Raw genomic sequence first — 24,017 nt, 5'->3', positions numbered from 1 at the left:
GTCGAGCGGCAGTTGGTTCACGTGTCGGCCGTCGTACGGCGACGGGTCGACGCCGGTGTCGGCGGCCAGGACCTCGACCCGGTCGATCCGCAGGGGTACCTGCTAGCCGCGCGCGTCGGTCGCGAACAGCCCGTACGAGCGGTGGACCCGGCCGTCGGAGCCGTCGAACGGGGCCGGCTCGGCGATCAGCGAGGTGGCCGGCGGGGTGAACCGCGTGCCGGGGGCGAGGTCCCGGGTGTCCGCGCCCTGCGCGGGCAGCGCGGCCGCGGTCAGCGCGAGGGCTCCCAGGGCCGCGTGCACCAGCCGCCGGATCAGCGGTCCGCGGCCACTGCGACCGCGGTGGTCCCGACCTGCCATGGGCGTGTTCCCTGCCCTTCGTCCCGGCGGACGGACCGGTGCGGACCGGTCCGAGGCGCTCATCTCCAGGTGTGACCCCATCAAATGCGACAGCCGGCCGCGCCCGGCCCACCCCGCAACCGGGCGCGGCCGGATGCCACCCGTCCGGCGTAGGCGGGCTCCCCGCTGGTCGTTGGCCGGATCTGTTCGCTCAGAGGAGGCTCAGATCCGGATAACGATCAGATCAACAGGTTGAACCGTTTCTGCACGATTTGATCCAAGTTTGTCCCATTTTTTTGGTGATCCACACCACATGTCCAAGCCTGGGAGGGCCTGCCCGCTGTGATAGATCTGCACGATCGCTGCCGGACGCCACCCCTGTCCGAGCAGTGCGCTGGGCCGGCGGACCGCCGGCACGCACTCCATCCACATCCGGGGGGATCGTGATCCGGTCCGTGGCCTGCCGCCACGGACCGCGCATGGAGAAAGGCGCATCACCATGACCTCAGTGCAGGTCGACAGGCACAGCGACGGCGGCACGGCGGCCGGCACCGCTCCCGAAGAGGGGTACGAGCGGGGACTCAACAGCCGCCAGGTCCAGATGATCGCCATCGGCGGTGCCATCGGCGTGGGGCTCTTCCTCGGCGCGGGCGCGAACATCGCCAAGGCCGGCCCCAGCCTGATCCTGATGTACGCCGTCGCCGGCGTGATCGTGTTCTTCATCATGCGGGCGCTCGGCGAACTGCTCCTGTACCGCCCGGTCTCCGGGTCCTTCGCGGAGTACTCGCGCGAGTTCCTCGGCCCGTTCTTCGGCTTCGTGACCGGCTGGACGTACTGGCTGATGTGGGTCGTCACCGGCATGGCCGAGCTCACCGCCGCCGCGATCTACGTGAACTACTGGTTCCCGCAGGTCCCGCAGTGGGTCACCGCACTGGTCTTCCTGGTGGTCCTGTACGTGGCCAACCTGATCTCGGTGAAGCTGTTCGGCGAGATCGAGTTCTGGTTCTCGATGGTCAAGGTGACCGCGCTGGTCGGCATGATCGTGATCGGCCTCGGCGTGGTCACCTTCGGCTTCAGCCAGGCCGGCGACACGGCCGCCGCCTCCAACCTCTGGGCGTACGACGGCATCTTCCCCAAGGGCGTCGGCTCCAGCCTGATGACGCTCCAGGGCGTGATGTTCGCCTACCTCGCCGTCGAGCTGATCGGCGTCACCGCCGGTGAGTCCGAGAACCCCGAGAAGACCCTGCCCAAGGCCATCAACGCCCTGCCCTGGCGCATCATCGTCTTCTACGTCGGCGCGCTGAGCGTGATCCTGATGGTGGTCCGGTGGACCGAGTTCCAGGCGGGCGTCAGCCCGTTCGTGGCCGCCTTCTCCAAGATCGGCATTCCGTTCGCCGCCGCGATCGTCAACTTCGTCGTCCTCACCGCCGCGCTCTCCTCCTGCAACTCCGGCATGTACTCCACCGGCCGGATGCTGCGCGACCTCGCCGCCAACTCCGAGGCCCCCAGGGCACTCGGCCGGCTGAGCAGCAGCAAGACCCCGGCCGTCGGCATCACGCTGTCCGCCGTCCTGATGGGCGTCGGCGTGCTGCTGAACTACGTCGTGCCGGAGAAGGCCTTCGGCTACGTCACCTCGGTCGCCACCGCGGCCGGCATCTGGACCTGGCTGATGATCCTGGTCAGCCACATCCGCTACCGCCGCGCGGTCGTCGCCGGCCGCCTCCCGGCCTCCTCCTTCCCCGCCCCCGGCGGCACGGTGTGCAGCTGGATCGCAGTGGCCTTCCTGCTGATGGTGACCGTCTTCATCGCCATCGACCCGGACAGCCGCGTCTCGCTCTACGTCGGCGCCGGCTGGGCCGTGTGCCTGGCGATCGGCTGGGCGCTGCTCAAGCGCCGCGGCGACGCCGCACCCGCGGTGGCCGCCGAGCAGCTGGAGCCCGTGGGCGGGCCCGGCCACTGAGCCGCCCCACGACGCGCAGGGACCCCGGTCGGCCGACCGGGGTCCCTGCGCGTCACGGCCCGACGGATCAGCCGGTCACGGCGACCGGCGCGTCCCAGGCGTTGCGGTCCACGGTGAGGGCGGCGCCTCCGTAGGTCTCCTTCTGGTTCACCTGGTACTGGTGGGCGCGGCGGTGGCCGGTGAACAGGTCGGCCGCGTACGGGAAGCCGCCGGTGGTGTCGGCGGCACCGTCGTACTTCGCGTACCAGAGCGCGTCGGGCAGGTCCGGCGCACCCTGACCGGCCGCCTTAGCGATGCCGGCGGCGCTGGAGCCCGCGAAGCCGTAGAAGCCCGGCCGGTACGAGCGCGCCTTCACCGCCCGGTCGAAGGACTGCGTGTAGGCGAGGACCGCGTCGCCGCAGGCGGCATCGGCGGCGTTGTAGGCCTCGACGTCCAGATAGAGCGTGCTGCCGGGCTTCATCCCGAGCGCGGACGCCTTGGCCACCGCATCGGCGCCGTCGGCCGCGCCGAGCGAGTCCGCCGTCGCCGCGGTGATCTTCTCCGGGCTGCTGCCGGTCTGGCACGGCGGCTGCGCCCCGACGTACAGCGGGATCAGCCGCCAGCCCCCCGCACCCACCGCCGCCACCCAGGAGGCGGTGAGCTGCGGCTGAGCGCAACCGCGGTTGCGACCACCGATGTAGACGGCGGCGGCGCCGTAGGGGGACGTCCCCCGCCAGGCCGTCATCGTGGCCAACGGCGGCGCGGTACAGGTGTCGAAGGCGAGCCCGGTGAACGTGCCGTCGGCGGACAGTGCCTGCGCCCCGGCGACCGGGTGCGCCGGGGCCGCAGTCGGCGTCCCGCCCGACGGGGCGGCCGAAGCGGACCCCTTGGCGGACGCCGAGGCGGAGACCGACGACGACGGGGAGGCGGAGGCCGACGCCGACGCCGAGGCCTCGGCTCCGTCCGAGGGCGACGCGGACGGTGTCGCCGCATCGCCGGCCGGCGTCGCCGTGCTCGCCGGAGCCGTCCTCGGATCGGCAGCCGGCTCGGCGCAGCCGCCCAGGGCCAGTGCGCCGGCGACGACGCTCACGGTGGTGAGCGCGGCGCGGCGCCGGAGAACGGTGTCTGCGGGCATGGGCATCCCTTACCGGTGAGGTGACCCGGTGCATGGGGATGACCGGTGGGGGCGGTGACAGGGAACACTGTCTACCACCTGCGGCGGGGGGCCTTCCACCAGGGGAGGGGCGGCGCCATCCCCTCGCCTCTGCCCGGTCTCCTGCCGGATCTCGTCGGTGCCCACTGACGAACGGTCCGAGAGGCAGGTTTCACGCAGTCCCAGGGATTCTGGAAGCCGGCGGATGGACATTGTGTTGTACGCCCCCCTATTCTCCAGACGATCTTTGCGGTGATCAGCACCGTGGTCATCCCCGGTGGAGGTTGCCCGTGAGGTCGGCGAACGTTGCGGCAGGATCAGGGCTTGGTGCCGCCGCCCTTCGCGGCCGGGTCCGCGACCCCCGCCCGTTGGCCGCGGCCGCCCAAGCGATGCTCGTCGTACAGGCCGGCGGCGTCGTGGCGATGGCGGTGACGATCGCGACCCCCGAGTGGTCGGCGGTCACCTATGCGGTGGCCCCGTTCGTGATACCGCTGTTTCTGGGCACCGCCGTGGTGTTCCTCTGCTGGTTCCGGCGCTGCCGTCTCAACGCGGAGGTGTTCGCGCCTGACACGCACAAGTACGGGGTGGATGCTTCGGTCAGGACATGGTTCATCCCCGTCGTCGCATGGTGGGCACCTCGCCGGGTCACCCTGGACATGTGGCGGGCCAGCGGCGCGCGGGGCGCCTGGACGGTCAACGCCTGGTGGATCACATGGCTGGCCAAGTCCGCCGGGCTCGTGATCTACGGGCTCCTCCACCTCGACGAGGACACCTTCAACTCTCCTGGTGCGGCAGTGGTGAGCGTCGCCGCCTCGGTTCTCGCGATCGCGGTCGTCAGGCAGCTGACTTCGGCCCAGCGCACTCGCATCGCACTCACCGCCGCCCACGGTCCGACGGCCTGACCGGCCGGTGTGCGCGGATGTCGGGCAACCGGCTCACCACTGCCTGACCAGACCCACAGGTCTCCGCTGACGGAGATCGGCCGGTGCAGGGGCTCGTCCGGGAGCGGGTCGGTCAGTGGCCGGCCGGGCCGGTCCAGGCTGCGGGGACGTGGCCGATCCGGACGCGCTGGGGGTGGTCGCCGACCGCCACGGAGGCGGTCTTCAGGCCGGTGGCGAAGTCGATCGCGGTGACCCGGTCGGCGCCGCTCTCGGAGATGACGCAGGACTTCCCGTCGCCGCTGACGGTTGCCCAGTACGGCTTGGAGGCGGGCACCAGGGGGCCTTCCTGGAGGGTGGCCCGGTCGACGACCGTGGCGTAGTCGTCCATCGTCGCGGCGACGCACAGCCGGTCGCCGGCCGGGCTCGCCGACAGGCCGTGGTGGCGGGAGTCGTTGACCCAGGTGGTGCGGTCCTCACTGGTCGCGGGGGACTTCGGGAGGGTCTTCACGCGGGTGATGCGGTCCGTGGCGACGTCGTACTCCAGGAAGCCGTTGAAGAAGGAGACCTGGAAGTAGAGCTTCGTCCCGTCGGGGCTGAAGACGGCCGGACGGACGGCGTCGGAGAGGCCGACGAGGCCGGCGGCGTCGAGCCGCTCGCGCATGTCGATGACCCTGACCTGCTGGAAGGTGGTGGCGTCGACGACCGTGATCCGGCGGTCGCCCTTCGTCCAGTCCAGCCAGGGCGCGTCCAGGGCGGTGTTGACCTCGCCGATCGACATGTTCCAGATGCGCGTGCCGCCGTCGGTGAAGAGGTTCTCGTGGGGCTTGTCGCCGGTCCGGAACTCACCGAGCTGCGCGCCGGTCCGGATGTCGAGGACGTGGACGGTGTTCGCGGTGGAGGCCGAGACCGCGACCCGCCTGCCGTCCGGCGAGACGGCCATGTGGTCCGAGCGGTAACCCGCCACGGGGAAGCGCCAGTTGATCGCGCCGGTGGCGAGGTCGATGGAGACCACGTCGGCGAAGCTGGGCCGGGAGACGACCACGGCCGAACCGTCCGGCGTGGAGTACATGTCGTCGACGAACTGGTCGTGCCCCTCGCCCGGGCCGAGCCGGATGCCGAGGAAGAAGGCGAGCTTGACCGGGTTGAGGTAGATCTCGGCGAGGCGGGCGTCCTTGTCCGGGACGACGTTCACCCGGCCGACCCTGCCGAGGGCACCGGTGGACTCGACGACGTCCGCGGTGCCGTCCCAGTTGTTGCCCACGAACATCACCTCCCGCAGCCCGGTGGAGCCCGCCGGAGCGGCGGCGGTGGCCGGACCGGCGGCGGCCAGGCCGAGCGCGGCCGCGATGCCCACCAGGGCCCGGGTACGCCGTAACCACCGTGGTTCGAGAACGGAGCGGGACATCGCGACTCCTTCGCAGCTGGATGCCAAGTCTGAAAAGACGATTGGTCAGATTGCGCTACTCGACGGTAAGGAGGTGGCGGCGGCCCTGACAAGACCCCGGTGCGGGACAATCGGACGGGCGGGGGCGACCATCGGGCGGGGGCGGGGAAGTGCGGCAGGCCACGGGCACGTACGGCGGCAGGTCGGCGCAGGAGCGCCGGGCCGAGCGGCGGGAGCGGTTCCTGCGGGCGGCCCTGGAGCAGTTCGGCGACCGGCCCGGCTACCGGGCCTCCTCGGTGACGGGCCTGTGCGAGGCGGCCGGACTGTCGACCCGTCAGTTCTACGAGGAGTTCCGCAATCTGGAGGACGTCCTCACCCAGCTGCACCTGCTGGTCAACGACCGGACCGAGCAGGCCGTCCTGCGGGCCCTGGCCGACACCGCGGGCCGGGCCTTCGAACCGAGGATCGCGGCCGTACTGCGCGCCTACGTCACGGCCGCGACCGACGACCCGCGCCGGCTGCGGATCGCCTTCGTCGAGATCATCGGAGTCAGCGCGGAGCTGGAGCGGGGCCGGCTGGTCCGGCGCCGCCGCTGGGTCGACCTGATCGTCGCGGAGGCCGAGGCCGCCGTCCGCCGCGGCGAGGCCGCGCCGCGCGACTACCGGATCGCGGCGACGGCCTTCATCGGCGCCGTCAACGGCCTGCTGCACGACTGGACGGCCGAGCAGTTCCGGGCCACCCTCGACCAGGTCGTCGACGAGTTGGTGGCGCTGCTGCTCGGCGTGGTCCGTCCGCCCGCCCGCTGACGGGCTGGCGGACGGACCGGCGACGGCGGCGGTCAGACCAGTTCCAGCACCAGCTTGCCCGTGTTCTCGCCGCGGAAGAGCATCTGCAGGGTCTGCGGGAAGTCGTCCAGGTCGCCCTTGACCACGTGCTCCTTGACCTTGATCCGGCCGGTGGCGATCCAGCCGGCGATCTCCCGGGCGGCCTCCGTGAAGCGCGGCGCGTAGTCGAAGACCACGAACCCCTCCATCCGGGCGCGGCGCACCAGCAGCGTCAGGTAGTTCGACGGGCCCTGCACCACCGTCTCGTTGTTGTACTGGCTGATGGCGCCGCAGATCACCACCCGCGCGTGCATCGCCAGCCGGGTCAGCGCCGCGTCGAGGATCTCGCCGCCCACGTTGTCGAAGTAGACGTCGATACCGTCCGGGGCGTGGGTGCGCAGCGCCGTGCGGACGTCCTCCGAGCGGTAGTCGATCGCCGCGTCGAAGCCCAGCTCCTCGGTCAGCAGCGCACACTTCTCGGCGCCGCCGGCGATGCCGACCACCCGGCAGCCCTTGACCTTGGCTATCTGCCCCACCATGGTGCCGACGGCGCCCGCGGCCCCGGAGACCACCACGGTCTCGCCCTCCTTGAGCGCACCGACGTCCAGCAGGCCGAAGTACGCCGTCATGCCGGGCATGCCCAGCGCGCCCAGGTAGGTCGACAGCGGCGCGGCCGACGGGTCGACCTTGAGCGCGCCCCTCCCGTCGGAGACCACGTACTCCTGGACGCCGAACGTCCCGACCACGTGGTCGCCCGGCCGGAAGCCGGGGTGGTCGGACTCGGTCACCTCGATCACCGACCCGGCCCGCATCACCTCGCCGAGGCCGACCGGCGGCAGGTACGACGGGCGGTCGTCGAGCCACCCGCGCATCGCCGGGTCCAGGGAGATGTACCTGGTCCGGCCGGCGAACCGGCCTTCACCGGGGGCCACGGCCGGCTCGGTGACGTGGGCCCAGTCCTCGGGCTTCACCTCGCCCACCGGACGGGCGGCGAGGCGGATCTGGCGGTTCGTTCCCGGCATGGCGTCTCCTGTGGCTGGCGGTGCACCGACGGACGGCCCCGGGTCGGCGCACCACGGCGTTCGAACGGGCGGCCCCGTGGTTTCCCCTCAGTCTAAGCAAGCGCTTAGTCATCCGCCAAGGCCCTGCCCGCGGCGTCCCGCTCGGCCGATCGGTGCGGGTTCGGCCGCGTACGCCGGGGGTGCGGCGGGCACGGGGCTACGCTCGGGTGGTGGACCGACCCGACGGGCGTACTGAAGGTGCCGGCCCCTTCACCACCAGGGTCACCTGGCGGTTGACGGGGGGCGGTTCGGCGGTCTGGGAGTCGCGGGCGGCGCGCAAGCGCGGGGCGCTCACCATCCGGGCCGCCGCCGCGGACGCGGCCGAGACCGTTCACCGTGCGGACGGTGCGGTGCTGCGGCGGCTGCGCCGGCTCAACCTGGTGGCGGCGGTCGCGTTCACCATCGGCGGGGCGCTGTTCGCGGCGGGTGCGGCGGTGGCCCAGGCCGGGTCGGGCACGCCGACCCAGGTCGCGTCCGTGTACTTCGCCGGGGGGCTGTGCTTCAACACCGGGGGGTACGCCTCGCTGCTCCAGGCGGTCAACGCGCCGCGGCGCGGCGGTGCGGCCGAGCCGCTGGTCGCCAGGGGGTGGCGGTGGTGGAGCTACGAGCCGCTGCGGATCGACTGGCTGAGTACGTTCCTGCTGTTCGTCGGGACGCTGGTGTTCGGGATCAACCTGCTGGACTCCTTCCTGCAGGGGCTGTCGGCCCAGCAGGTGAACCGGCTGATCTGGACCCCCGACCTGGTCGGCTGCCTGCTGTTCCTGGCCTCCGGCCACCTGGCGATGGTGGAGGTCTGCCACGGCCGGCCGGGCCTGCGTCCGCACGACCTCGGCTGGTGGATCGTCGCGGTGAACCAGCTCGGCTCGGTGCTCTTCCTGGTCTCGGCGCTGGCCGCGTTCACCAGGCCCGAGACCGGCAGCCTGGTCAACGTCGACATCGCGAACTGGGGGACGTTCGCGGGCGCCCTGTGCTTCTCCGCGGGCGGCATCGCCCAGCTGTTCGAGAAGCCGTAGCTGCACCCCGGGCTCACCCCCGCGGCCGGCCCGGGGCCCGGGCCGACTCCGCCTCGGAGATCGCCCAGGCCGCGTTCTCCGCCCGGGGCCTTCCTCGGGGCGGGCGGTTCGGATAAGTTACCGATCGGTAGCTTCAGTGTCCGCCACCGACGGCCGCCGCCCGGAGCACCCCCGCGAACGACCCCTGCGAAGGAGCAGCCATGCCGACGCTCGACCGCCACGACGACGTCTTCGTCCTCGATCTCGGGGACACCGAGAACCGCTTCCACCCCGACTGGCTCGCCGCCGTCGGCGCCCTGCTGGACGAGGTGGAGAAGGCCGACGGGCCGCGCGCCCTGGTGACCGCCGCGACCGGCAAGTTCTACTCCAACGGCCTGGACCTGGAGTGGCTGTTCGCCAACGCCGACCGGGCCGGCGAGTACGTCGCCGGCGTCCAGGCGCTGCTGGCACGGCTGCTGACCCTGCCGGTGGTCACCGTGGCCGCCCTGCAGGGGCACACCTTCGCGGCCGGCGCGATGTTCTCGCTGGCGCACGACTTCCGGGTGATGCGCGGCGACCGGGGCTACTGGTGCCTGCCCGAGGCCGAGATCGACATCCCGTTCACCCCCGGGATGTCCGCGCTGATCCAGGCCCGCCTCGCCCCGCAGGCGGCGCACGAGGCGATGACCACCGCCCGCCGGTACGGCGGCCACGACGCCCTCGCCGCGGCGATCGTCGACCGCACCGCGGACGAGGACGCCGTACGCCGGACGGCCGTCGAGCTCGCCGCCGCCCACACGGCGAAGGCGGGGCCCACCCTCGGCACCATCAAGACCCGGATGTACCCGCACGTCCTGGCCGCGCTCGCGCAGGACATCCCGCTCGGCTGACCGGGACACGGCCGGTCCGACCGGTCCGCCCTCTGGCCAACCGCCGTACGGCCCTGATAGGACGGCGGGATGCAGCCCGATCCGGCGGCGGGACCTCCCGCCCGCGCGTCCTACGACGCCGTCGTCATCGGCGGCGGGCACAACGCCCTCGTCGCCGCCGCCTACCTGGCCCGGGCCGGGCGCAGCGTCCTGCTGCTGGAGCGGCTCGACCGCACCGGCGGGGCGGCGGTGTCCGCCCAGGCGTTCCCGGGTGTCGCGGCGAGGCTGTCGCAGTACTCGTACCTGGTGAGCCTGCTGCCGAGGAAGATCGTCGCCGATCTGGGGCTGCGCTTCGAGGTACGCAGGCGGCGGATCTCCTCGTACACCCCGACCGTCCGGGGCGGGCGGCCGACCGGGCTGCTGGTGGACGCCGGCGACGACGCCAGGACGGCGGCGGCGTTCCGCGAACTGACCGGATCCGACCGGGAGTTCAAGGCGTGGCAGGCGTTCTACGGGATGACCCGACAGGTGGCCGGGCGGGTGTTCCCCACCCTCACCGAACCGCTGCCGAGCCGAGCGGAACTGCGCGACCGGGTGGCGGACCGGGAGGCCTGGGACACCCTGTTCGAGCGCCCGATCGGCGAGGCCGTGGAGCGGCACTTCATCGACGACCTGGTCCGCGGCATCGTCCTGACGGATGCTCTGATCGGCACGTTCAGCCATGCCCACGACCCGTCGCTGCGGCAGAACCGCTGCTTCCTCTACCACGTGATCGGCGGCGGCACCGGGGACTGGGACGTCCCCGTGGGCGGCATGGGGGCGCTCACCGGGGCCCTGGCCGACGCGGCCCGGGCGGCCGGTGCCGAGCTGCGCACCGGGTGCGAGGTGACGGCGGTGGCCACCGACGGTACCGCCGCCGAGGTGACCTTCCGGTCCGGCGACACCGAGCACACCGTCGGCGCCCGTCAGGTGCTGTGCGGTGCGGCCCCCCGGGTGCTCGCCCGGCTGCTGGGCGAGGCCCCGGCCGGCCCGGCGCCGGAGGGGGCTCAGCTCAAGGTCAACATGCTGCTGCGGCGCCTGCCCCGGCTGAAGGACGAGACGGTGGACCCGCGGGAGGCGTTCGCCGGTACGTTCCACATCGCCGAGTCCTACCGGCAGTTGGAAGCCGCGTACCGGGAGGCCGCCGAGGGCCGGCTGCCCTCGTCCGCGCCCTCGGAGATCTACTGCCACTCGCTCACCGATCCGTCGATCCTGGGCCCCGAGCTCGCGGCGCAGGGGTACCACACGCTCACCCTGTTCGGCCTGCACCTGCCCGCCCGGCTGTTCGCGGACGGCGGGGACGCCGCCCGGGAGGCCGCCCTCGGGGCCGTGCTGGCACCCCTGGACGCCCACCTCGCCGAGCCGCTCGCCGACTGCCTGGCCCGCGACGAGCGGGGGCGGCCGTGCATCGAGGCGAAGACGCCACTGGACCTGGAGCGCGACCTGGGCATGCCGGGCGGCAACATCTTCCACCGGGACCTGCAGTTCCCGTACGGCGATCCGCAGGACCGGTGGGGGGTGGCCACCCGCCACCCCAACGTCCTGCTGTGCGGGGCCGGCGCGATCCGCGGCGGCGGCGTCAGCGGCATCCCCGGGCACAACGCGGCGATGGCCGCGCTCGGGCGGTGACCGACGGCGCGGCCGATACGCTGGCCCGATGGCGTCCGGCTTCGCGACCACCGAGTTCCAGCTCGTCCTGCTGCGGCGGATGGCGGACTTCACCCCCGAGCTGGTCGAGCAGGCGGTGCGGCGGCTCGGTTCGTCCCGGGCGGCGATGCGGGAGGCGAACCGACGCTGGCAGGCGATGATCCGCTCGCCCCGCTTCCCCGCCGGGGCGCGGCGGTACGCCGCGGTGCTGGGCCCGCCGCAGGCGACCGCGGCCCGGCCGATCGGCGACCTCGTCTGTACCGCGCAGCAGTGGGCACTGCCGCTCTGGCCGCAGCTGCGCTTCGAGATCCTGCTCGGCCCCGGGGACAGCGGGGCCCCGGTGTGGAACGAGTGGCTGGTGCGCGCGGCCGGCACGCCGGCGCCCGCCCTGCGGACGATCGCCGACCTCACGCCGTGGAGCTGCGTCGTGTCGGACGTCGCCGAGGCCTTCCCGACGGCCGTCCCGCGCGAGGGCAGCGCGCCGACCCGCTGGCAGCTCGACTTCACGGCCTCCGACGCGGCGGGCGCGCCGCGCGCGTGCACGGCGGACTTCACCTGGGGGCTGCTGCAGGAGGTCCGGGTCGCCGGCCGGCCGTAGCGGGCGAGATGTCCCGGTGAGCACCCGGCACCGGCCGTACACGGATCCCGCCGGGCCGCTGCGGCCGGCCGGCCGGGAAACCGGCAAAATCTGTCGATCATTCAACTACTGAAACGCACACACGGTGTTCCCCGCCGGGGATCGGCGGCCGCCGCAGACCCCCGGCGTGAGATCTACCTCACCACGGCTTTCCGGAAACCGGCGGCACGGCAAGCCGGGGCCCGCAACTGCGGCCGACCGGCCTCGCAACGCGGGTATGCCTGGAATCCAGTGGCTCACAAAGGGTGCTAGCCTTGCTTTCGCGGGTCGGAACCCAAGTGTTCCCCACATCACTTCAATTGACTGACGATCAGCGCTTTCCTTGCCGTCAGCATTCCGTACCGCTTCGCCCGACCCGACCACCGGTCCGGCCCAGGCAGAATCCCACTGCCGTGGACCCCACCGGCCGGCGGGCACCCCAACCCATCCGGCGATGCCATGAATCCCGCGGCATCGTTTCACCTTCGCATGCCCTAAAGCAGGAATCGATGCCCGTTCAACCAATAACGGAACTCATACGCTTCGTGCGCCGCAATTCACCCTTCTATGCGGAGCTCTACGCCGGTCTACCCGACCGGGTCACGAAGTTGACGGAACTTCCGGTCGTACCGCAGGCCGAGTTCTGGCAGGCGAACTCGGCGCGTGACAACCGCCTCCTGACCGCGCCGCTCGACGAGGCGGTGGTCTTCAAGAGCGGAGGCACCACCGGCTCCCCGAAGTTCTCCTTCTACAGCCGCGAGGAGTGGGAGGAATTCACCACCGCCTTCGGCGCCGGTCTCGTCGAGGCCGGTCTGCGGCCCGGCCACCGGGTCGCCGACCTCTTCTACGCCGGGGACCTGTACGCCAGCTTCACCTTCATCCTGGACTCGCTGCACCGCTCCCCCGTGTCCAACGTCCGGCTGCCGCTCGGCGGGGCCGCCCCCCTGGAGTCGACCGTCCGGACCCTGGAGCAGTTCGACGTCGAGGTGCTGGCCGGTACGCCGACCACGCTGTGCACGCTGGCCGAGCACCTGACGACGTCCGGGCTGCGGCTGCCGCACGTGGAGCTGCTGCTCTGCGGCGGAGAGGGTCTCTTCCCGGACCAGCAGCCGCTGCTCCGCAGGGCCTTCCCCCGGGCCCGCACCGCCTCGGTCGGCTACGCCGCCGTCGATGCCGGGCTCCTCGGCCGGGCCGTCCCCGGTGAGGACCCGAGGGTCCATCAGGCCTTCACCCCGCACACCGTGCTGGAGATCCTCGACGGCCACACCGGCGAACCCGTCACCCGGGAGGGGGTCGCGGGGCGGGTCGTGGTCACCGACCTGCGGCGGCGGCTGATGCCCGTGCTGCGCTACCCCGTGGGGGACCGCGCCGAGTGGACCGATGCCGCCGCCGGGCACTTCCGCATTCTCGGCCGCGCCGAGGAGGGCGTCCGGGTCGGGCCGGTCTCGCTGTACACCCAGGACCTGCTGGACCTCGTCCGCACCGCCGACCCCGCGGGCCGGGTGTCCGGTGTGCAACTGGTGGTGCGCCGCCACGAGGGCGGCGACGGCCTGCTGCTGCGGCTGGCCGGCGACGGGAACACCGCCGGCCTGCCCGACCTGGCGGCGGCCGTCGTCGACGAGGTCCTGGCGGCCAGGCCGCTCTACGCGCAGGCCGTCGCCGCCGGGCACATCCGGCCGCTGTCCGTGGAGTGGGTACGGCAGCGGGATCTCGCCGTCAACGCGCGTACGGGCAAGCTGATCCGCGTCCTCGACGAACGGCCGCACTCATGACGGCCTCCGCCGCACCGTCGCGGCGGCTACCGGTGGTCCTGCGCAACCGGGCCTTCGGCTCGGTGTGGGCCGCCCAGGTCCTCACCCAGGCCGCCGGCCGGATGTTCCAGGTCGGCGTGGTGTGGTGGCTGGTGGGCTACGCGGCCGGTGCCGACCGCGGTCTCGCCTCGGGCGCCTTCCTGGCGGTCAGCACCCTGCCCGCCGTCGCGCTCGCCCCGCTGGTCGCCTCACTGATCGCCCGTTGCCCGCGCCGGGCGGTGCTGGGCGGCGCGGCCGCCGCGGCAGGCCTGGTCGCGGCCGGCACGGCCGGCTGGAGTTACGCCACGGCACTGCCCATGGGAGTGGCGTACGCCGCCGCGCTGCTGCTGGCCGGCTGCCAGGCCGCCTTCGACCCCTGCCTGACCACCTCCGTGTCCGAACTGGTCGAGGACCGCGACATCGAGGAGGCCACCGGGTTCGAACTCGCCACGCAGTCGCTGGCCGGACTCGCCGGCGGGCTGCTGGGCCCCCTGGTGATCGACTCCTGGGGCCTGGCGGGCATGGTGGCGGGGTGCGCCGGAGCCTACCTGGCGGCCGCCGCCCTCGTCGGCGCCACCCGCTTTCCCCGGGCCGCGACCGGACCGGCCGAGCAGGCCGCTGCGCGCCGGACACTGCGTCAGATCCTCGCCGACCTGCCGTTCGTGCGCCGGATCCTGCTCTGCTTCGCCGCGGCGAACCTGTTCACCACCGCGGTGTTCGTCGTCATGCCGCTGTACACGCGTTCGGTGCTGCACGCCGACGGCTCGACCGTCGCCGCACTGGAGGCCGCGCTCGGCCTCGGCACCCTGGTGGGGTCGTTCACCGGCCCCCGGCTGCCCGGCCGGCCCACCGCGGTCGGCGCCGGCTGTCTGGCGCTGATGGCGGCCGCGCTGGGCCTGCCCGGGCTGCTCCCCGCCCAGGCCGCCGCCGTCGGCGCGCTGGCCGTCGCGGGCTGGTGCGTCGGGGTCATCGGGGTACGGTTCGTGGCCCTGTTCCAGCGTTTGGTCCCCAGCGGCGACCGGCCGGGGTTCTTCGCCGTGATGCAGGCGCTGCTGGGCGCCACCTTCCCGCTGTCCTCCCTCGTCTTCGGCGTCCTCGGCGACCTGCTGTCACCGCGCACCCTGTGTCTGGTCCAGGCCGTCGGCCTGGTACCGGTCGCCGTGGCCCTCTGGTGGCTCGGCAGGGGCCGGTACGCCGCCGCGCCCGACGCGGACGCCGACGCGGTACCGGCGGGAGCCGGGCGATGACCGTGACGATCTCCGCCGCGACCCTCCAGGACATCGCACAGCTGCGGCAGTTGTACTTCGACGTCTACGGGCACGGCTACCCGGTCGCGCTGGGCAGCGACCCCGCGGAGATGCGGCGCCTGATCGAGGACCCGCACACCCGGTGGCTGACCGCGCGGACCGGGACCGGCCAGCCGGCCGGCTCGGTGGTGGTGCAGACCGATCCCGGCAGCCGGGTCGGCAAGCTGGTCGGCCTGGCGGTCCACCCGGAGCTCCGCCAGGGCGGACTGGCCGGACGGCTGACCGGCGCGGTGTGCGCGGACGCCTTCGCCACCGGCACGCTCGACTCGATCTACGCCACGGTCCGCGTGGTCACGCCGGGACCGCAGCAGGTCTTCGCCCGGGCCGGCTTCCGGCCGCTCGGCCTGATGCCGAACGCGGTCGAGGTGGCGGGGTGCGAGAGCCTGGCGCTGTTCGCGCGCTACGCCGACGGCGTCCTGGCCCGCCGTGAGCCGGTCGCCCGGGTGCCCGCCGCCCTGCTCCCGCTGCTCGACGCGGCGGAGCGGGCCACCGGCGTCGACTACGGCAGCCTGCGGCCGGTGGACGCGCCGCGCACGGGCAGCGGGCAGTCCCCGACCGCGCCGATGGAGGTCATCTCCGCGCCCGGCTTCGTCCGCCGCCGCTTCCTGGAGCGCTTCCCGGACCCGGCGGAACGCTTCTTCCCGCTGCACACCCCGAACGCCGTGCTGACACCGCCGGACGGCGCGTTCGAGGCGTACGCCGACCTGGACCCGGTCGCGGCGAGCTGCTCGCTCGTCGCGGTGCACCCCTGCCCGGCAGCCGCCGCCGACGCACTCGAACCCCTGATGGCCGCGGTCACCCGCGCGGGCGCCGACTACGTCGAGACCCTGCTGCCGCTGGCCGACACCGCCGGGCTGAGCGCCTTCCTGGCCGCCGGTTTCATCCCCAGCGCCGTCTACCCGGCCATGCGCCGGATCGGCGACGGCTTCCACGACCACGTGGTGCTCTCCCGCACCAGCCGACAGATCGACTTCAGGACCACCGCCGTCGGCGGGCTGCTCCAGCCGTACCTGAGCGCCTACCTGACCGCCTGGACCTCGACCTATCTTCCCCGTCACGAGGTTGCCCCATGAACATCCATCTCGCGCCCGTCGAAGTCCCCGACCCCGCGGCGCTCGCGCACGTACAACGGCTCTGCGACGTCACGTCACCCTACGCGGCCGGGCCGGAGAGCGACGCGCTGTTCGCCGCCGCGATGGCCGAGACCAACGCCTGGCACGCGGAGCGCTCGCCGTTCTTCCGTTCCGTCCTGGCCGACGCCGAGGAGACCCCCGCCATCGGCCCGGCGGTGCGCACCCCGCTGGTGCACGCCAACTTCTTCAAGCGGCACGAGGTGCTCTCCATCCCCCGCGACGAGGTCTTCCTGCACCTCACCTCGTCCGGCACCACCGGCCAGAAGTCGCAGATGTTCTTCGACGAGTGGACCATCCGCTCCGCCCAGCGGATGGTGGCCCGCATCTTCGACCACTACGGGTGGATCACCCCGGACCAGCCCGTCAACTACCTGCTGTACAGCTACGAGCCCGCCGCGCAGCTGAAGCTGGGCACCTCTTTCACCGACAACTACCTGTGCGACTTCGCCCCGGCCCGGCACACCACGCACGCCCTGCGGCACACCGGCACCGGCCACGAGTTCGACGTCCACGGCTGCATCGCCGCACTCCGGCGCTATGCCGAGGAGGGGCTGCCGGTGCGGATCCTGGGCTTCCCGGCGTTCCTGCACTTCACCCTGGAGCGGATGCGCGCGCTCGGCCTGCCGCCGCTCCGGCTGCCCGCCGACTCCCTGGTGCTGCTCGGCGGCGGCTGGAAGGGCCACACCGACCGGCAGATCGGGAAGGAGGAGTTCTACGCCGAGGTCACCGAACAGCTGGGCATCCCGTCGGAGCGGATCCGCGACACCTTCGGCTCCGTCGAGCACTGCGTGCCGTACATCGAGTGCGAGCGGCACCGGCTGCACGTACCGGTGTGGTCCCGGGCGGCCGTACGCGACCCCCGCACCCTGCGGCCGCTCCCGTACGGCGAGCGCGGTTTCCTCCACCTCGTCTCCCCGTACATCACCTCGGTGCCGGCGCAGAGCGTCGTCATGGGTGACCTCGCCTCGCTGCACCCCGCGCAGGACTGTCCCTGCGCGCTGCCCACGCCGTGGTTCACCATCCACGGCCGCGCCGGGGTGAGCCGCAACCGCACCTGCGCGGCGGCCGCCGCCGAACTCCTGAAGGGAATGGCGTGACCACCGAACCCCACTTCTGGCAGGGCTCGTTCATCGACGACGCCGAAGCGGCCCGGCGGCTGACCGAGCTGCCCGCCCTGGCCGGCCGGACGCTCGCCGAACCCCTGTCCAGCGAGACCGTCCTGAGCGCCTGCCAGGTCCTCGGCGCGGCGCTGGGTGTGCCCGGCAGCCCCGTGCACACCCGCCTGACCGCCCGGCTCACCGACGGCGGCACCGACCCCGAGGAGGCCGCGGCGACGCTCGCCGAACTCGCCGCCGCACTCGCCCGCCCGGCACTGGAGCGCAAACTCCGGCGCGAACTCGGCGGACCGAACCCCGAACGGCTGACCCGCCCCGACGCCCGGGAGACCGTGTTCGAGGCCTGGGCGCCGGTCGGGCTGCTGGTCCACATCGCCCCGGGCAACGCCGCCGCCGTGGCCCCGCTGAGCGTGGTCGAAGGCCTGCTCACCGGGAATCTCAACGTCCTGAAGACCAGCAGCACGGACACCCTGCTCGCGCAGCACCTGCTCGCCGAGCTGGCGGCCGCGGACCCCACCGGAGCCCTGGCCCGGCGGATCATCGTGCTGCGGTTCTCCTCCGCCCGCACGGACTGGCTGCGGCTGCTGTGCGAGCCCGCCGACGCCGTGGCCGTCTGGGGCGGCGAGGACGCCGTCCGAGCGGTCTCCGAACTCGTCACCCCCGGCTGCCGGTTGATCGAGTGGGGTCACAAGATCTCGTTCGCCTACCTGACCCGCGACGCGTGGTCCGACCGGGCGACCCAGGACGCCCTCGCCGCCGACGTCTGCCGCTTCGAACAGCAGGCGTGCTCCAGCCCGCAGGTGGTCTACCTCGACACCGACGACGCCGACGAGGTGTTCGCCTTCGCCGGGCAGTTCGCGACCCGGCTCGCCGAGGCCTCGGCCGGATGCCCGCAACCGGAACTCGAACCGGCCGAGCACGCCGAGATCACCACGACCGAACTGGTCGCCCGCCTTGAGCAGCACCTCGGCCTGACCAGGGTCATCACGGCCGAGGACGGCTCCTGGCGGGTCCTCGCCGACACCCGGCCGGCACTCGCCGCCTCACCGCTGCACCGCAGCATCTGGGTCAAGCCGCTGCCCCGGGCCGCCGTCCTGCCGACACTGCGTCCCATGCGCCGCTACCTGCAGACCGCCGCGATCGGCGGCAGCCGCGGCGAAATCGCCCGGCTCGCGCAGGCCGTCATCACGGCCGGCGTCCTGCGGGTCACCCCGGTGGGCGGGATGCTCGACAGCTACCACGGCGAACCCCACGACGGGGTCTACGCCCTGCAGCGCTACAGCCGCCGGGTCGACGTGCGGACCGACGCCGCCTTCAGCGCCACGGCCTGCCTGGACGACCTGGTCGCCCCCGCGGCCCTGCCCGCCGCACCGACCGGCCCCCTGCTGGACAAGACCGGAGTGCAGGAGCAACTGCGCACCCTCGCACCCGAACACGCCCACCTGTACTTCCGCAGCGGCGGCACCACCGGCGCCCCGGCCCTGTCGGTGTTCACCAACCAGGACTACGACACCCAGATGCGCGCCGCCGCCGACGGCCTGCTCACCGCCGGGTTCGACCCGGCCGTCGACCGCGCCGCCAACCTGTTCTACTGCGGCGGCATGTACGGAAGCTTCATCAGCTTCTTCTCCATCCTGGAACGCCTCAACGCCACCCAGATCCCGATGGCCGCAGGCCCCGATCACGCCGCCGTGGCCGAGGCGCTCGTCACGTACCGGGCCGACACCCTCTTCGGCATGCCCTCCTACCTGTGGCAGCTGTTCCACTCCCAGGGCGACCTGCTGCGCGCGTACGGCGGGATCCGGAAGGTGTTCTACGGCGGCGAGCACTTCACCGCGGAGCAGCGCCGGGTCCTCACCGCCGAGTTCGGCGTCGAGGTCATCCGCTCCGCCGCCTACGGCAGCACCGACCTGGGGCCGCTCGGCTACCAGTGCACCCACTCCGAGGGTTCGGTCCACCACGTCCTGACCGACCTGCACACCCTGGAGATCCTGGACCCGGCGGCCGACCGTCCGGTCCCCGCCGGGCAGACGGGACGCCTCGTCTTCACCAGCCGCGCCCGCGCCGGGCAACGTCTGGAGCGCTACCAGATCGGCGACCTCGGCCGAGCCGTCCCCGGCGTGTGCCCCTGCGGCAGCCACACACCCCGGATCGAGCTGCTCGGCCGCCACGGAGACGTCGTACGGGTCGGCACGTACTTCCAGAACTACCGGCGCTTCGTCGAGGTCGCGGCGGACGAGCTCGGCTACCGCGGCGAGTTGCAGCTGATCCTCACCTCGGCGGACGACCGGGAACGGCTGACCGTCCGGGTCGACGAGCGGTACGCACCCGACCCGGACGCCGCCCGCGCCGCGTTCCGGTCGGCCATCGCGGAGCTGGACTCCGCCATCTCGGAGGGACTGCTCACCTTCGCGGTCGAGACGGCCGACACCCTCGCCTTCGAACGGACCCCGACCAGCGGCAAGCTGCGCGCGGTGATCGACCGAAGGCCGGCAGCGGTCTGACGCCGCGGGGCCGAGGCACCCGGCCTCGGCCCCGCGCCGGGGGTCAGACTTCAGCCCCGGCCACGGCGCACGTCGTGCACAGGAGCCGCCGGGCGCGGGTCGGCAGGGTGGAGGCCCCCGTGCCGCTGGCGTGGTGGACGACCTCCCATACGGACGTCGTGTGGTCGCCGCACAGGCCGGCGCCGCAGTGGTGGCAGACCGCGACGGCCGGCACGACCCGGTCCTCGGCATGACAGTCGTAGCAGTTCATGTTCGGGTCCTCTCTCCGATCGTCATCCGACCTCGCGGGCCAGTTCCAGCGCGAGGATCCGGTCGAGATTGACGAAGGTCTCGAACACGGCACCCGGCGCGAGGTCGGTGCGGCCCGCCATGCCGTCGAGCACCGCGAGGGCGGCGGCGGCGTCCAGATCGTCCTCGAACCCCGCGAACGCCGCCTCCGTCTCATCGGCCAGCAGGGGCCGCGACGGTGCACGCGCCGACTCCCGCACCACCCGCCGCCAGCGGTCCAGCCTCGTCCGGGCCGCCGCCAGGACGGGCCCGGTGAGATCGGCGGGCGTCCGGTGTGCCGCGCCGAGCAGGGCCAGCCGCAGCGCGAGCGGCTCCGGCCGCTGGTCCGGACCGTCCCAGGCCTCGGGAACCAGGACGGGGCCCGTGGTCAGGCGCGGCGCATCCTCGGGCCCGTCGGCCTGCGCACCGTCCGCGACCACCAGGACCTCGGCCGGGCCGGTGCTCTCGCCCTCCGGGGGACGGATACCCAGCAGCGCGGCGTCGCTCGCCAGCGCCCTGAGCGAATCCTCGGGCACCTCGGGGGCGCTCCAGCCGATCACGACCTGTGAACCGGTGGTCTCGGCCACCCGCATGAGCAGGTCGGCGGCCAGCAGCGCCCGCAGGTCGCCCGCGCCGAGCGGCCGGTCGGGCGCGCCGACGTGGACCCGCACGCGAAGCAGGCCGCCACGTCGGACGCGGACCTCCGTGAGGCGGCCGGTGCGGGTATCGGTCAAGCGCAGGAGTTCGTCACGAACCACATCACCAGCATCTTCGGAAAGCTCTGCGTCCGCGACCGGTCAAGCGCCCGCCCGGTCCTCGCCCCCCGGTCAGGCGGCCGGGAACTCGCCCGCCTTGATCCCCGCCACGAACGCGGCCCACGCCTCGGCGGCGAACAGCAACGCGGGCCCGTCGGGGTCCTTCGAGTCACGCACCGGCATCAGACCGGGAACGCCGTCGGCCACCTCGACGCACTCGTTGTCAGGCCCACTGTAGGTGCTCTTGCGCCACGCGGCGGTTGCGGTCATGTGCCGAACTCCTTGATCGAGTTAATCAGTTCCAGCGATTCCACCGGAGACAGGGCCTTGGTGCGGACGTCGTCCCAGAGGTCCACATAGGTAGCGACCTCCGGCGCCCGTTCCAACCACATCGAACCCGACGGGTTGTCCAGCAACACGACATCCATCGCACTGGCGGACGGGAAGCTCAGGATCACGTAGGGCCCCACCATGCTGGCATGTGCCCCGACCCGGAACGGCACCACCTGGACGGTCACGTTCGGGCGGGCCGACATCTCGGCCAGGTGCGCCAGTTGGTCCCGCATGACGGCCGGCCCTCCGACCTGTTGCCGCAGGGCGCCCTCGGCGAGCACCGCCCACACGGCCAGCGGCTCGTCATCCGTCAGCCGATGCTGTCGCAGGAGGCGGACCGAGACGAACTGTTCGATCTCCTCGGGCCGGGACCAGCGGCGGCTCGCCACCGACAGCGCCCGCGCGTAGTCCGGCGTCTGGAGCAACGCCGGGACCATCTGACTCTGGAACGTCCGCACCGACGAGGCAACGGCCTCCAGCGCGATGAAGTCGCGGTAGGTGTCGGCCAGGACGCTGCCGTACTCGTTCCACCATCCGGCGCGTCGCCGCTTGTTCGCCGCGCGTGCCAGGTCGGCGAGGCGTTCGGCGATGGCGGGGTCACCCTGGCCGTAGAACCGCAGCATCGCCGCGAGATCCGGCCCTCGGACCGGTGTGCGGCCGTTCTCGATCCGAGAGATCTTTCCTTTGGTGCAGTCCAGTTCAGCGGCGACGTCCGCGGTGGTCATGCCCGCTCGCTCACGCATCGCGCGCAACTCGTCGCCCAACTGACGGCCCAGCACTGTTGAGGGCGCGTTGGGCGCCTTCTCCTCCGCCACCGGACCTCCCTTGAGTCAGGGTCAGTCTGCTACCCAGCCTCCGCAGCGGGCAACAGACCATCCATGCACCGTTTCGCCATGCAACGTTGCACAAATGCTCGGCGATACCGCGGACTACTTGCAGTAGTCGAGCGGTCGACACACCGTGATCGATTCGCTTCGCCACCGGGCATTCCCATGCCCCGCCCCATCGCCGAAGGGTGATCCGCCATGCCCGGAACCTGCGACAGACCGTCCACCCCCACCGCCACCCACGAGCAGGCGAGCTGGCTCCCGCGCCGCCGCCGCTCCGCCGGTGCCGCCCGTCGCCTCCTTCGCGACTTCCTCGCCGCGCAGGCCGAAGCCGCCGAACGCTTCCTGGAAGTGGGCGAGTTGCTGGTGAGCGAGCTCGTGGCCAATGCGGTCGAGCACGCCCGCACCCCGCCCAGGCGCCTGATCCTGGTCCGATTCGCCCTCGGCGACGACGAGTTGCGCATCGAGGTCCATGACGCCGGGGACCGTCTCCCCTCCGCCCGGGCGGCCACCGAACTCCCCGACCTCGGATCGGAGACCGGCCGAGGACTGTTCCTCGTCCGGCGGCTCTCCTCCCGCTGGGGCTGCCAGCCTCGCCCCGGCGGGGTCGGAAAGACCGTCTGGTGCACCGTCACCCCCACCGACGGGAACGCGGTCGCTTGATCCCCCGGGGCGCCGGTACGGGCGGCGCTCAGTGGGCGAGTTCGGCCAGGCGGCGGGTGGTGGCGGCGATCTCCGGGCGGCGGCTGCGCTGGGCGGCGAGCCGCTGCCGCAGGCCGCGCAGCTCGTGGCTCACCAGGGCCGGTACGCCTCCCTCGGCGCCCTCCAGGGCCGGGCCGAGGAGGGCCACGGCGGCCTGCGGTTCGTCCGCACAGAGCAGGCAGTCGGCGATCCGAAGGGTGAACAGCAGGCGGGTGGCGGGGAGTTGCTGTGGGCCGAGCAGCCGCAGCGCGGTATGTGCGGCGTCGAGTGCGCGCAGTGCGAGCCGGCGGTCGCCGACGGCCGCGGCCGCGTCCCGCAGGGCGGCGGCCGCGGCCGACTCCACCCGCAGCTGCATGGACGCGGCGGACAGCCAGGGGGCGTCCGCCTCGTCACGCCCGTCGAGGTGGTCCAGGTGCAGCCGGGCCCGGCCGATGTGCCGCACCGTCTCGCGGACGTCGCCGGCCAGGGCGTGCGCGCGGGCCTGGTAGACCTGCGCCAGACCACCCGTCCAGTGCCGGTCGGGTGCGGCGCGGCTGATCTCGCGGGCGTAACCGAGCGCCGAGGCGGCGTCGCCCTCCAGCCGGGCGAGGGTGCTCATGTCGCCGAGTGCGGCGACCTGGGTGACGGGGTCGCCGGCCAGCTCGGACCAGCCGAGCGCCCGGTCGAAGCAGGCCATCGCGGTCGCGCTGCGGCCGTGCTGGAGGCGCAGGCCGCCGGCGGCGTGCGCGTACTCGGCGGCGAGCCGGGCGAGCGGCCGGCCCGGGTCGGAGGTGGTCACGGCGAGCCGCCGGGCGAGGGCCCGCAGGGTGTGCTCGACGGCGGCCTCGGCGCTCCGGCCCGGGCGTTCCTCGGCGGCCCGCAGGTGGGCGGCGAGGAGAGCGGTGAGCGCGTGCGCGGTGTCGGCGTCCAGCGGCCGCGCGGCAGCGGGGTCGGCGCAGAAGGCGGTGTGCAGGGCGGCGACGTCGGCGGGCGGGGGGACGGCGCAGCCCGCGGCGCCGTGCAGCGGGCAGAGCACCCCGTAGTCGGGGAGCCGGGCGGGCGGCTCACAGCCGTGGAGCGGTGACCGGTGGACTCGTTCGGGCAGGGGGCCGCCGGGCAGGGGCGGGCGGGCGGGGACCGCCGGGGCCGACGGAGGGCCGGGCGCTCCGTCCTCGGCCGCGCGGCCGGCGGCGAGGAGGTCGCCGCCCGCCGCGAGCAGGCCGTCGAGCCGGTCGGCGAGGCGCAGGGTGGCGCGGCGGGTGCCGTGTTCGAGCTTGCTGATCGCGGTGTGGTCGTAGCCGATCTCGGTGCCGAGGCGGGCCTGGGTGAGGCCCGCGCGGCGGCGCCAGTGGCGCAGCCGGGTGCCGAAGGCCTGCCAGGGTTCGGCCGGGGCCGGCGCGTCGGCGCTGCTCGGGTGCACGGGCGGCCTCCCCGGGGTCCTCGGTCGGCGGGCTCGGGCGCTGGGCCGCCGTGCGTGACGGTACTGGACGGCGGCCGGTCCGTACATGATGTGGTCTCAACCAATGTGCATGGTTGGCTTCTTGACAGAACTTGCCGAAGCTTC

General features: G+C 73.2%; 22 protein-coding genes. 13 read left to right on the top strand and 9 right to left on the bottom strand.

All coding sequences use genetic code 11. The features are described 5' to 3' along the window. Positions 1–102: 102 nt before the first annotated feature. Complete coding sequence (locus tag OG871_RS34125; protein WP_371502119.1) at positions 103–357, bottom strand: hypothetical protein; 255 nt, start codon at positions 355–357, stop codon at positions 103–105. 478 nt (positions 358–835) lie between these two features. On the opposite strand from OG871_RS34125, the gene OG871_RS34120 reads away from it, so the two are divergent. Continuing rightward, positions 836–2,296, top strand: coding sequence for an amino acid permease (locus OG871_RS34120; RefSeq protein ID WP_371502118.1), 1,461 nt, complete (start codon positions 836–838; stop codon positions 2,294–2,296). 67 nt (positions 2,297–2,363) lie between these two features. On the opposite strand, the gene OG871_RS34115 is transcribed toward OG871_RS34120, so the two are convergent. Continuing rightward, complete coding sequence (locus tag OG871_RS34115) at positions 2,364–3,410, bottom strand: glycoside hydrolase domain-containing protein (RefSeq protein ID WP_371502117.1); 1,047 nt, start codon at positions 3,408–3,410, stop codon at positions 2,364–2,366. Between the two features lie 386 nt (positions 3,411–3,796). Between OG871_RS34115 and OG871_RS34110 the strand changes: the two genes are divergently transcribed. Next, positions 3,797–4,330, top strand: coding sequence for a DUF4328 domain-containing protein (locus OG871_RS34110; protein ID WP_371502116.1), 534 nt, complete (start codon positions 3,797–3,799; stop codon positions 4,328–4,330). 112 nt (positions 4,331–4,442) lie between these two features. Here the strand turns inward: OG871_RS34110 and OG871_RS34105 are convergent, their stop codons facing one another. After that, positions 4,443–5,714: a YncE family protein gene (locus tag OG871_RS34105; protein ID WP_371502115.1), complete on the bottom strand. Its 1,272-nt coding sequence runs from the start codon at positions 5,712–5,714 to the stop codon at positions 4,443–4,445. Positions 5,715–5,863: 149 nt separating this feature from the next. On the opposite strand from OG871_RS34105, the gene OG871_RS34100 reads away from it, so the two are divergent. Continuing rightward, the gene (locus tag OG871_RS34100; protein WP_371502114.1) at positions 5,864–6,499 is read left to right on the top strand and encodes a TetR/AcrR family transcriptional regulator; all 636 of its coding nucleotides are present in this window, start codon (positions 5,864–5,866) and stop codon (positions 6,497–6,499) included. A gap of 32 nt (positions 6,500–6,531) precedes the next feature. On the opposite strand, the gene OG871_RS34095 is transcribed toward OG871_RS34100, so the two are convergent. Further along, on the bottom strand, positions 6,532–7,539 hold the full coding sequence (locus OG871_RS34095) for an NADP-dependent oxidoreductase (protein ID WP_371502113.1): 1,008 nt from the start codon (positions 7,537–7,539) through the stop codon (positions 6,532–6,534). A gap of 209 nt (positions 7,540–7,748) precedes the next feature. On the opposite strand from OG871_RS34095, the gene OG871_RS34090 reads away from it, so the two are divergent. From OG871_RS34090 to OG871_RS34050, 9 genes are all read left to right on the top strand, one after another. Next, on the top strand, positions 7,749–8,591 hold the full coding sequence (locus tag OG871_RS34090; protein WP_371502111.1) for a hypothetical protein: 843 nt from the start codon (positions 7,749–7,751) through the stop codon (positions 8,589–8,591). Between the two features lie 200 nt (positions 8,592–8,791). Beyond that, positions 8,792–9,460, top strand: coding sequence for an enoyl-CoA hydratase-related protein (locus OG871_RS34085; protein ID WP_371502110.1), 669 nt, complete (start codon positions 8,792–8,794; stop codon positions 9,458–9,460). A gap of 69 nt (positions 9,461–9,529) precedes the next feature. Next, on the top strand, positions 9,530–11,107 hold the full coding sequence (locus tag OG871_RS34080) for a phytoene desaturase family protein (RefSeq protein ID WP_371502109.1): 1,578 nt from the start codon (positions 9,530–9,532) through the stop codon (positions 11,105–11,107). A 28-nt stretch (positions 11,108–11,135) separates the two neighbouring features. Next, the gene (locus OG871_RS34075; protein ID WP_371502108.1) at positions 11,136–11,723 is read left to right on the top strand and encodes a hypothetical protein; all 588 of its coding nucleotides are present in this window, start codon (positions 11,136–11,138) and stop codon (positions 11,721–11,723) included. 527 nt (positions 11,724–12,250) lie between these two features. After that, on the top strand, positions 12,251–13,513 hold the full coding sequence (locus tag OG871_RS34070) for a phenylacetate--CoA ligase family protein (protein ID WP_371502107.1): 1,263 nt from the start codon (positions 12,251–12,253) through the stop codon (positions 13,511–13,513). Beyond that, positions 13,510–14,778, top strand: a complete 1,269-nt coding sequence (locus OG871_RS34065; protein WP_371502106.1) for an MFS transporter — start codon at positions 13,510–13,512, stop codon at positions 14,776–14,778. The genes OG871_RS34070 and OG871_RS34065 overlap by 4 nt, the downstream gene beginning before the upstream one ends. Continuing rightward, the gene (locus OG871_RS34060; protein ID WP_371502104.1) at positions 14,775–15,911 is read left to right on the top strand and encodes a GNAT family N-acetyltransferase; all 1,137 of its coding nucleotides are present in this window, start codon (positions 14,775–14,777) and stop codon (positions 15,909–15,911) included. Before OG871_RS34065 ends, OG871_RS34060 begins: the two co-directional genes overlap by 4 nt. Next, entirely contained in the window at positions 15,908–17,068 is a 1,161-nt protein-coding gene (locus OG871_RS34055; RefSeq protein ID WP_371502103.1) for an acyl-protein synthase, read from the top strand. The genes OG871_RS34060 and OG871_RS34055 overlap by 4 nt, the downstream gene beginning before the upstream one ends. Next, a complete protein-coding gene (locus OG871_RS34050; protein ID WP_371502102.1) occupies positions 17,065–19,590 on the top strand; it encodes an acyl-CoA reductase in 2,526 nt (841 codons plus the stop codon). The genes OG871_RS34055 and OG871_RS34050 overlap by 4 nt, the downstream gene beginning before the upstream one ends. A 43-nt stretch (positions 19,591–19,633) precedes the next feature. Here the strand turns inward: OG871_RS34050 and OG871_RS34045 are convergent, their stop codons facing one another. The 4 genes from OG871_RS34045 to OG871_RS34030 form a co-directional block, all read right to left on the bottom strand. Then, positions 19,634–19,840, bottom strand: coding sequence for a DUF2180 family protein (locus OG871_RS34045; RefSeq protein WP_371502101.1), 207 nt, complete (start codon positions 19,838–19,840; stop codon positions 19,634–19,636). Positions 19,841–19,862: 22 nt separating this feature from the next. Continuing rightward, complete coding sequence (locus tag OG871_RS34040; RefSeq protein ID WP_371502100.1) at positions 19,863–20,591, bottom strand: hypothetical protein; 729 nt, start codon at positions 20,589–20,591, stop codon at positions 19,863–19,865. A gap of 93 nt (positions 20,592–20,684) precedes the next feature. Next, positions 20,685–20,882, bottom strand: a complete 198-nt coding sequence (locus OG871_RS34035; protein ID WP_371502099.1) for a DUF397 domain-containing protein — start codon at positions 20,880–20,882, stop codon at positions 20,685–20,687. Further along, complete coding sequence (locus tag OG871_RS34030) at positions 20,879–21,760, bottom strand: helix-turn-helix domain-containing protein (protein ID WP_371502097.1); 882 nt, start codon at positions 21,758–21,760, stop codon at positions 20,879–20,881. Before OG871_RS34030 ends, OG871_RS34035 begins: the two co-directional genes overlap by 4 nt. Positions 21,761–21,970: 210 nt before the next feature. Here OG871_RS34030 and OG871_RS34025 point away from each other — a divergent pair, with 210 nt between their 5' ends. Then, positions 21,971–22,435: an ATP-binding protein gene (locus tag OG871_RS34025; RefSeq protein ID WP_371502096.1), complete on the top strand. Its 465-nt coding sequence runs from the start codon at positions 21,971–21,973 to the stop codon at positions 22,433–22,435. A 28-nt stretch (positions 22,436–22,463) separates the two neighbouring features. Here the strand turns inward: OG871_RS34025 and OG871_RS34020 are convergent, their stop codons facing one another. Then, positions 22,464–23,873 carry a helix-turn-helix domain-containing protein gene (locus OG871_RS34020; RefSeq protein ID WP_371502094.1) on the bottom strand — a complete coding sequence of 470 codons (1,410 nt, stop codon included), beginning with the start codon at positions 23,871–23,873 and terminating at the stop codon, positions 22,464–22,466. Positions 23,874–24,017: the final 144 nt, after the last annotated feature.

Source organism: Kitasatospora sp. NBC_00374 (genome assembly GCF_041434935.1).
Classification (GTDB): Bacteria; Actinomycetota; Actinomycetes; order Streptomycetales; family Streptomycetaceae; genus Kitasatospora.
This window is presented reverse-complemented; position numbering and strand designations above follow the sequence as displayed.